5 protein-coding genes are annotated in these 7,713 nt (G+C 65.8%); all 5 read left to right on the plus strand.

Annotated elements, in window-relative coordinates; translation table 11 throughout:
- Positions 1 to 123 precede the first annotated feature (123 nt).
- A complete protein-coding gene (gene tssM / locus C556_RS0113055) occupies positions 124 to 3,996 on the plus strand; it encodes a type VI secretion system membrane subunit TssM (RefSeq protein ID WP_040431152.1) in 3,873 nt (1,290 codons plus the stop codon).
- A gap of 24 nt (positions 3,997 to 4,020) precedes the next feature.
- Positions 4,021 to 5,043: a type VI secretion system-associated protein TagF gene (tagF, locus tag C556_RS0113060; protein WP_018748705.1), complete on the plus strand. Its 1,023-nt coding sequence runs from the start codon at positions 4,021 to 4,023 to the stop codon at positions 5,041 to 5,043.
- A 52-nt stretch (positions 5,044 to 5,095) separates the two neighbouring features.
- Complete coding sequence (gene tssB, locus C556_RS0113065) at positions 5,096 to 5,605, plus strand: type VI secretion system contractile sheath small subunit (protein ID WP_018748706.1); 510 nt, start codon at positions 5,096 to 5,098, stop codon at positions 5,603 to 5,605.
- A gap of 3 nt (positions 5,606 to 5,608) precedes the next feature.
- Positions 5,609 to 7,093: a type VI secretion system contractile sheath large subunit gene (gene tssC, locus C556_RS0113070; protein WP_018748707.1), complete on the plus strand. Its 1,485-nt coding sequence runs from the start codon at positions 5,609 to 5,611 to the stop codon at positions 7,091 to 7,093.
- Positions 7,094 to 7,260: 167 nt separating this feature from the next.
- On the plus strand, positions 7,261 to 7,713 hold a 453-nt coding region (locus C556_RS0113075; protein WP_018748708.1), incomplete at its 3' end, for an Hcp family type VI secretion system effector.

Raw genomic sequence — 7,713 nt, forward strand, 5'->3', positions numbered from 1 at the left:
GGGAGTGGATTCAAGTGGGGTGGACCGTTGCCGGCACACCAGGAACAGCAAGCGCCCGGCTTTGCCGGGGGCCGAGATTTCATTTGATTTACAGCGTTGAATAAAACGTAAAGCAAGGTTCACATGAAACGGTGGTTGAAGAACGCGAAGGTCGCCTCGGCGATCGGCTTTTTGATCCTGATCCTGCTGATCTGGTTCGTCGGGCCCTATATCGGCCTGGAGAGCGCCGAGAAGCGCATGTTCTGGATCTTCGGCGTGATGATGTTGTGGGTGCTCACGCTGCTGGTCGGGCAGATGCTGGCCAACCGCGCCGGCGGGCTGATCGAGAAGATGCTGCAACGCCAGGCCGACGACGCGGTGATGGGTGCCAGCGCCGACAAGCGCGCCGAGGTCAACCTGCTGCGTCAGCGACTGCTGGGCGCCATCGATACCCTCAAGACCTCCAAGATGGGCAAGGCACGCGGCAACGCGGCGCTGTACGAACTGCCCTGGTACATGATCATCGGCCACCCCGCCGCCGGGAAGTCCACCGCCATCCTGCAATCGGGGCTCACCTTCCCGTTCAGCGACAAGAACGGCGTGCAGGGCGTGGGTGGCACCCGCAACTGTGACTGGTTCTTCGCCACCGAGGGCGTGCTGCTGGATACCGCCGGCCGCTATGCCACGCAGAGCGAGGATCGGGTCGAGTGGCTGGAATTCCTCAAGCTGCTCAAGCGCTATCGCTCCAAGGCGCCGGTCAACGGCATCCTGGTGGCGATCAGCCTGCCGGAGCTGGCGCAACACCAGTCGGAGGGCTTCGCCATCTACGCGCGGCAGATCCGCGAGCGCATCCACGAGATCGAGGACACCTTCGGTCTGCAGGTGCCCATCTACCTGGTGTTCACCAAGATCGACCTGTTGGGCGGCTTCAGCCAGTTCTTCGAAGATGCTGGCGACGACGAGCGCAACCGGGTGTGGGGCTCCACGCTGACCCACGACCAGGGCGCCGGCTTCAAGATCGGCCACGTGGTCGGCCAGCAGTTCGAACAGCTGTACCGCGGCCTGCGCCAGATCGGCGAGGAAAAACTGGGCAACAACCGCGGCAACGCGGCCAAGGCGTCGCTGTTCGCCTTCCCCATCGAGTTCCACGCGCTGAAGGACGCGATCTGCCGCTTCGTCGAACTGCTGCACGAGGACGATCCGTACCACGCCCGTCCGCTGCTGCGCGGCTTCTATTTCAGCAGCGCGTTGCAGGAAGGCGTGCCGCGCATCGCCGCCGCCATCCGCGTCGCCGGCCAGTTCGACCTGGAGCGCGCCGGCTTCGACACGCGCCAGGCGCCGGCCTCCTATAGCTACTTCCTGCGCGATCTGTTCCGCGAAGTGCTGTTCCCCGACCAACACCTGATCACCCGCCAGACCAAGCCCAGCGGCAGCCGCTGGCGGCTGGCCGGGATGGCGGCCGGGCTGGTGGCGCTGGCGCTGATCGCCGGCGGGCTGACCTGGTCGTTCATCGGCAACCAGAAGCTGCTGGTGGCGATCGAGGGCGATCGCGCCAAGGCGACCAAGCTGGTGGCGACCAATCGCCTGTACGACCAGTTGCAGGGGCTGGCGCTGTTGCAGGGCCGGCTGGAGGAACTGCAGCACTACCGCGTGGAAGGCCATCCCTGGCAGATCGGCATGGGCCTCTACCAGGGCGACAAGCTGGAGCAGTCGCTGCGCAAGCAGTATTTCGACGGCGTGCGCACCGTGATGCTGGATCCGGTGAAGACCCGGCTGGAAACCGCGCTGGTCGAGCTGGCGCAGGCTGGCCCCGGCCCGGACAAACCCGATCCCGCGCCGCAGGCGGCCGACGCCCCGGCCAAGCCCGAGCAGCCTGCCGCGCCGCGCCAGCCGCGCCCGCGCAAGCCGGGTGGCGGCGGCCTGCCGGTGATTCCGCTGACGCAGGGCGAGGGCGGCTTCATGCGCGCCTCGTTCGACGGCGTGCGCGGCCAGGTGCTTCACGCCGACTACCGCGGCATGGACGGCGGCTTCGTCCGCGTCGACAGCCGTTCGCAGCAGGCGCGCCAGCTGGCCGCCGCCGCGGCGGCCAAGTTGCAGCAGCAGGCGGCCGCCAAGCCGGCGCCCCAGACGCTGGATGCCGGCTACAACGCACTCAAGACCTACCTGATGCTGGCGCAGCAACAGCGCATGGAACAGGCGCACCTGTCCGACCAGTTGCCGCGCTACTGGCGGCCGTATCTGGAAGAGCGGCGCGGCGAGCGCAGCATCGACGAGGTGAACGCCCTGGCCGAGCGCGTGGTGGCGTTCTACGTGTCGCAACTGACCGCGCCGGACCTGCCGCTGATCAAGAACCAGGACCGCGTGGTCGCCGATGCCCGCGACACGCTGCGCGGCTCGCTGACCCGACTTTCGGCCAAGGAGCGCGTGTACAACGAACTGAAGGCGCGCGCCAACACCCGCTTCGCGCCGTTGTCGGTGTCGCGCATCCTCGGCGGCAAGGACGCCAACATCGTCGCCGGCAGCGCCATGGTGCCGGGCGCGTTCACCCGTGAAGCCTGGGAGAAGTACATGAGCCAGGCCATCGACGAGGCCAGCCGCGGCGAGATCAAGAGTGACGACTGGGTGCTGGCGTCGTCGATCCAGGACAACCTGGGCAAGGATGCCGACGTCGACAAGAACCGCGCCGAACTCGAAGCGCTGTACCGCAGCGATTACGCCGATGCCTGGAAGAAATTCCTGCAGGGCGTCGCCGTCGCCGAGCAGGGCAGCCTGGCGCAGGCCGCCGAGGCCACCGGCCGGCTGGCGGACAAGCAATCGTCGCCGATCAAGCTGCTGCTGGTGCGCGCCGCCTACGAAACCGCGTGGGACAACCCGTCCGAGCTGCACAACAAGCTGGAGAGCGCCAAGAAGTCGGTGATCGACAAGACCACCGAATTCCTCAAGGGCGACAGCGAGGCGCCGCAGGCCGCGCAGGGCCAGTTCGGCCCGCTGGGCATGCAGTTCGCCACCCTGGCGGTGGTCGCCGGCAAGAACAACCAGGAATCGGCCTTGATGACCGGCTACCTGGAGCAGTTGGGCAAGCTCAAGGGCAAGTTGCAGCAACTGGCCGCCAACGACGACCAGGCCACCGCGTCGCGCCAGCTGATGCAGGCCACGCTGGGCGGCAGCGGCTCCGAGTTCGCCGACACGCTGCAATATGTCGACAACACCATGCTCGGCTCGGCCGACGCCACCTCGAAGGAAATACTGCGCCCGATCCTGGTGCGGCCGCTGCTGCAGTCGTACGCCACCTTGCTGACGCCGGTGGAGACCGATCTCAACCAGGCGTGGCAGCGCGAGGTCTACGGCCAGTGGCGCACCCTGGCGGCCAAGTACCCGTTCAGCGATTCGCAGAACGAGGCGCCGATGTCCGAGATCGCCCGTTTCGTGAAGCCCAACGAGGGCACGCTCGACAAATTCGTCGACAAATACCTCGACGGTCTGGTGCTCAAGCGCGGCGGCCAGCTGGTGCCGCGCAGCTGGGGCAACCAGGGCGTGCGCTTCAACCCGGCGTTCCTCGCCGGCGCCGGGCGGCTGTCGTCGCTGGGCGGCAACCTGATGCAGGAGGGCGACAACTCGCGCTTCGAGCTGCAACCGGTGCCCACGCCGGGCCTGTCGGAAATCACGCTGGAGATCGACGGTCAGACGCTGCGCTACCGCAACGGCCCGCAGCCGTGGCAATCGTTCACCTGGCCCGGCAACGGCGGCGCCCAGGGCGCGCGCATCCAGGTGGTGGCGTTCAACGGCGCCAGCTCGGTGGTGGCCAACCAGCCCGGCCGCATGGGCTTCATGCGCCTGATCAGCCAGGCGCGGGTGGCCGATGCCGATACCAACGCCGGCCAGCTCGAATGGCGCATCAAGAGCGGCAACGGCGACAGCGACGCGGTGAAGATGAACTTCCGCATGGTCAGCGGCGTGAATCCGCTGCAACTGTCCGGCCTGCGCCGCCTCGGCCTGCCCGAGCGCATCACCCAGTAAGACAAGGCAAATCAAGGAGCGACGATGCCGATCAGTTTCATTCGTGCGAGCGACGTGGCGCCCCAGTACGCGGTGTTCGGCAAGCTGCCGCGCCGCGCCGATTTCGTGCGGATCAACGCCACGCACCCGGTGGCGCAGGAGTTCGACCAGCTGTTGGCCAAGAGCCTGACCTGGGCGCAACAGCAGCCGGAGTGGAACGAGGCCACCTACCTCGCCGCCGGCGCCAGCGATTTCCATTTCACCTCCGGCGACGGCCGCTGGGCGTTCTTCGGCGTGATCCAGCCCAGCCGCGACGAGGCGGGCCGGCTGTATCCGCTGGTGGCGGGCGCCATCCTGCCGGCGGCGTCGGTGTCGCCGCACCTGCCGGAGCTGGCCATCGCCAACGAGCTGTTCTTCGTCGGCTTACGCGACCAGTTGAGCACCGCCATCGACAACTCGGTCGAGATGCTCGCTTGTCGGCAGTTCCTCGACGCCCAGCTGGCGCAGAGTAATCGCGCCAGCGCCGATGTCGAGCTGGCGGGCAACGTGCTGGAGCGTTATTTACAGCAGACGCCGGCCGCCCATCTGGAGAACGACCTGACCGATTCCAGCCGCGGCGGGCTGGAGGCGCACCTGCTCGCCTTCGTGTTCTACGGCGAATTGCTGCGGCGCTACCTGGGCAGCGCACCACGCCAGGTGATCCTGCTGCCGCTGCCGCAGCGCCCGGGCGAGGACATCCTCGGCATGGCCACCTGGCTGGCGCTATACCGCGCCGCCACTCGCTTGCCGGCGATCCGCTTCCCCCATTGCCTGACCCTGGTGCGCGACGGTCGCCGTTACCTTGCGCTCGCGCCCGAGTGTTTCACCGAACGTTTCCTCGGCGTGCTGTGGGGCTTGCAGCCCGAGCCGCTGACGGTCGTGAACGTGCTGGACGACGATGCGCCGTGGACGCATCACCAGTCGTATGCCGAGGCGTCGTACATCCTCGGCAGGCAGTTGGCCGACCCGGCCTTGAACCTTAATTCCTTACGAAATATTTTAGAAAAGCTTACTTCCAGTATTGCTTGATTGTGCAAAAAAAGGTACTTTTCACCCCTGTTCGACTTGATCGAGGCTTGCCATGGCAAAAGAAAGCACACAGAAAAAACTGTCGCGCGTGCGTCCGCCGCGTGTGCAGATTACATACGATGTCGAGGTCGGCGATGCGATCGAGACCAAGGAGCTGCCCTTCGTCATGGGCGTGCTCGGCGACTACTCCGGCCATAGCAAGCAGCCGCTGCCCAAGCTGAAGGAACGCAAGTTCGTCCAGATCGACCGCGACAACTTCGACGAAGTGCTGAAGGGCATGGCGCCGCGCCTGGCGCTGCGCGTCGACAACAAGCTCAAGGACGACGGTGGCCAGATGTCGGTCGAGCTGGAATTCAACGAGCTGGCCGATTTCGAGCCGCAGAACGTGGTCAAGCAGGTGGAGCCGCTGCGCCAGTTGCTGGACGCGCGCCAGCGCCTGTCCGACCTGCGCAACAAGATGGTCGGCAACGACAAGCTCGAAGAACTGCTGGACGAAGTGGTGCGCGATACCGAGAAGCTGCGCGAGATCAGCCAGGGCCAGGCCCCCAAGGGCGAGGAGTAAGCCATGAGCACCGAACAACTGGCGCAAGCCGCCCCGGCGGCCGCCGCCGCGGCCACGCCCGGCCTGCTCGATGCGATCATCGACCAGAGCCGCATCGCCACCAACGAAACCGAGAAGAGCCACACCCGTGACCTGATCAGCGAACTGGTCGACCAGGTGCTGGCCGGCACGGTGACGCTGTCCAAGGATCTGTCCGCCAGCATCGACGCCCGCATCGCCGAGCTGGATGGACTGATCTCGCTGCAACTGAACGAGATCATGCACCAGGGCGACTTCCAGAAGCTGGAAGCGTCGTGGCGCGGCCTGAAGTACCTGATCAACGAATCGGAAACCAGCACCCAGCTCAAGATCAAGGTGCTGAACGTGTCGAAGAAGGACCTGGTCAAGGATTTCAAGACCTCGCCCGAATTCGACCAGAGCGCCCTGTTCAAGAAGATCTACGAAGAGGAATACGGCACCTTCGGCGGCGCACCGTATGCCGGCCTGATCGGCGACTACGAGTTCACCCGCCACCCCGAGGATTTCTACCTGCTCGAAGAGCTGTCGCACGTCGCCGCCTCGGCGCATGCGCCGCTGATCACCTCGGCCGGCCCGGGCCTGTTCGGCCTGGAAAGCTTCGCCGACGTCGGCAAGCCGCGCGACCTCGCCAAGATCTTCGATACCGTCGAATACGCCAAGTGGAAGTCGTTCCGCGAATCCGAGGATTCGCGCTACGTCGGCCTGGTGCTGCCGCACGTGCTGGGTCGCCTGCCTTATGGCGCCGAGACGCTGCCGGTCGAGGAATTCAACTTCGAAGAAGACGTGGACGGCACCGATCACCACAAGTACCTGTGGACCAATGCCGCCTACGCCTACGGCGCGCGCCTGACCGATGCCTTCGCCCAATTCGGCTGGCTGGCGGCGATCCGCGGCGTGGAAGGCGGCGGCCTGGTCGAAGGGCTGCCCACCCACACCTTCAAGACCGACGACGGCGAAGTGGCGCTGAAGTGCCCGACCGAAGTGGCGATCACCGACCGCACCGAGAAGCTGTTGTCGGATCTGGGCTTCATCTCGCTGGTGCACTGCAAGAACACCGACTACGCGGCGTTCTTCAGCGGCCAGTCGAGCCAGAAGGCCAAGACCTACAACACCGACGCGGCCAACGCCAACGCGCGGCTGTCCACGCAGCTGCCGTACATCTTCGCCGTGTCGCGTATCGCGCATTACATGAAGTCGATCATGCGCGACAAGATCGGCAGCTTCGCCTCGCGCCAGAACGTGCAGGACTTCCTCAACACCTGGCTGGCCCAGTACGTGTTGCTGGACGACTCCGCGTCGCAGGAGGCCAAGTCGAAGTACCCGCTGCGCGAAGCGCGCGTGGACGTGGTGGAAGTGCCGGGCAAGCCCGGCGTCTACCGCGCCGCCGCGTTCCTGCGTCCGCACTTCCAGCTCGACGAACTCACCATCTCGCTGCGCCTGGTGGCCGAACTGCCCAAGTCGGCCCGCTAAGGAAGCGCTGGCAAGCGCGCACAGCCCACGGGGTTCCCCGTGGGCGGCAACCTCTGTAGTACGGCAACAAAGACGGCGTCCGCGCACGCCGCCGGCAGGGTTTTCGCCGGCGGCGCAGGCGTCCGAGCAATGCAACCGCAGCAAACCCACTCTTTTGGAGAACGACCATGGCATTCGACGCCTTCATCAAGATCGACGGCATCCCCGGCGAAAGCACCGACGACAAGCACAAGGACTGGATCGAGATCAAATCCTTCGCCCACAAGCTGGAACAGCCCGCGTCGGCCACCGCCAGCTCGGTCGGCGGCGCCACCGCCGAGCGCGTCAACCACAGCACCTTCGACATCGTGCACCTGATCGACAAGGCCAGCCCGAAGCTGTACGAAGCGTGCTGCACCGGCAAGCACATCAAGGAAGTCACCCTGGAACTGTGCCGCGCCGGCGGCGACAAGGTGAAGTACCTGGAAGTGAAGCTGGAACAGGTGCTGATCTCCAAGGTGCAGCCGCAAGGCGCGGCCAACGACGACGGCTTCCCGTCCGAGTCGGTGAGCCTGAGCTACGGCAAGATCAAGTGGACCTACACCCAGCAGAAGCGTGAAGACGGCGCCGGCGGCGGCAAT

It is taken from the genome of Chitiniphilus shinanonensis DSM 23277 (assembly GCF_000374805.1).
GTDB lineage: Bacteria > Pseudomonadota > Gammaproteobacteria > Burkholderiales > Chitinibacteraceae > Chitiniphilus > Chitiniphilus shinanonensis.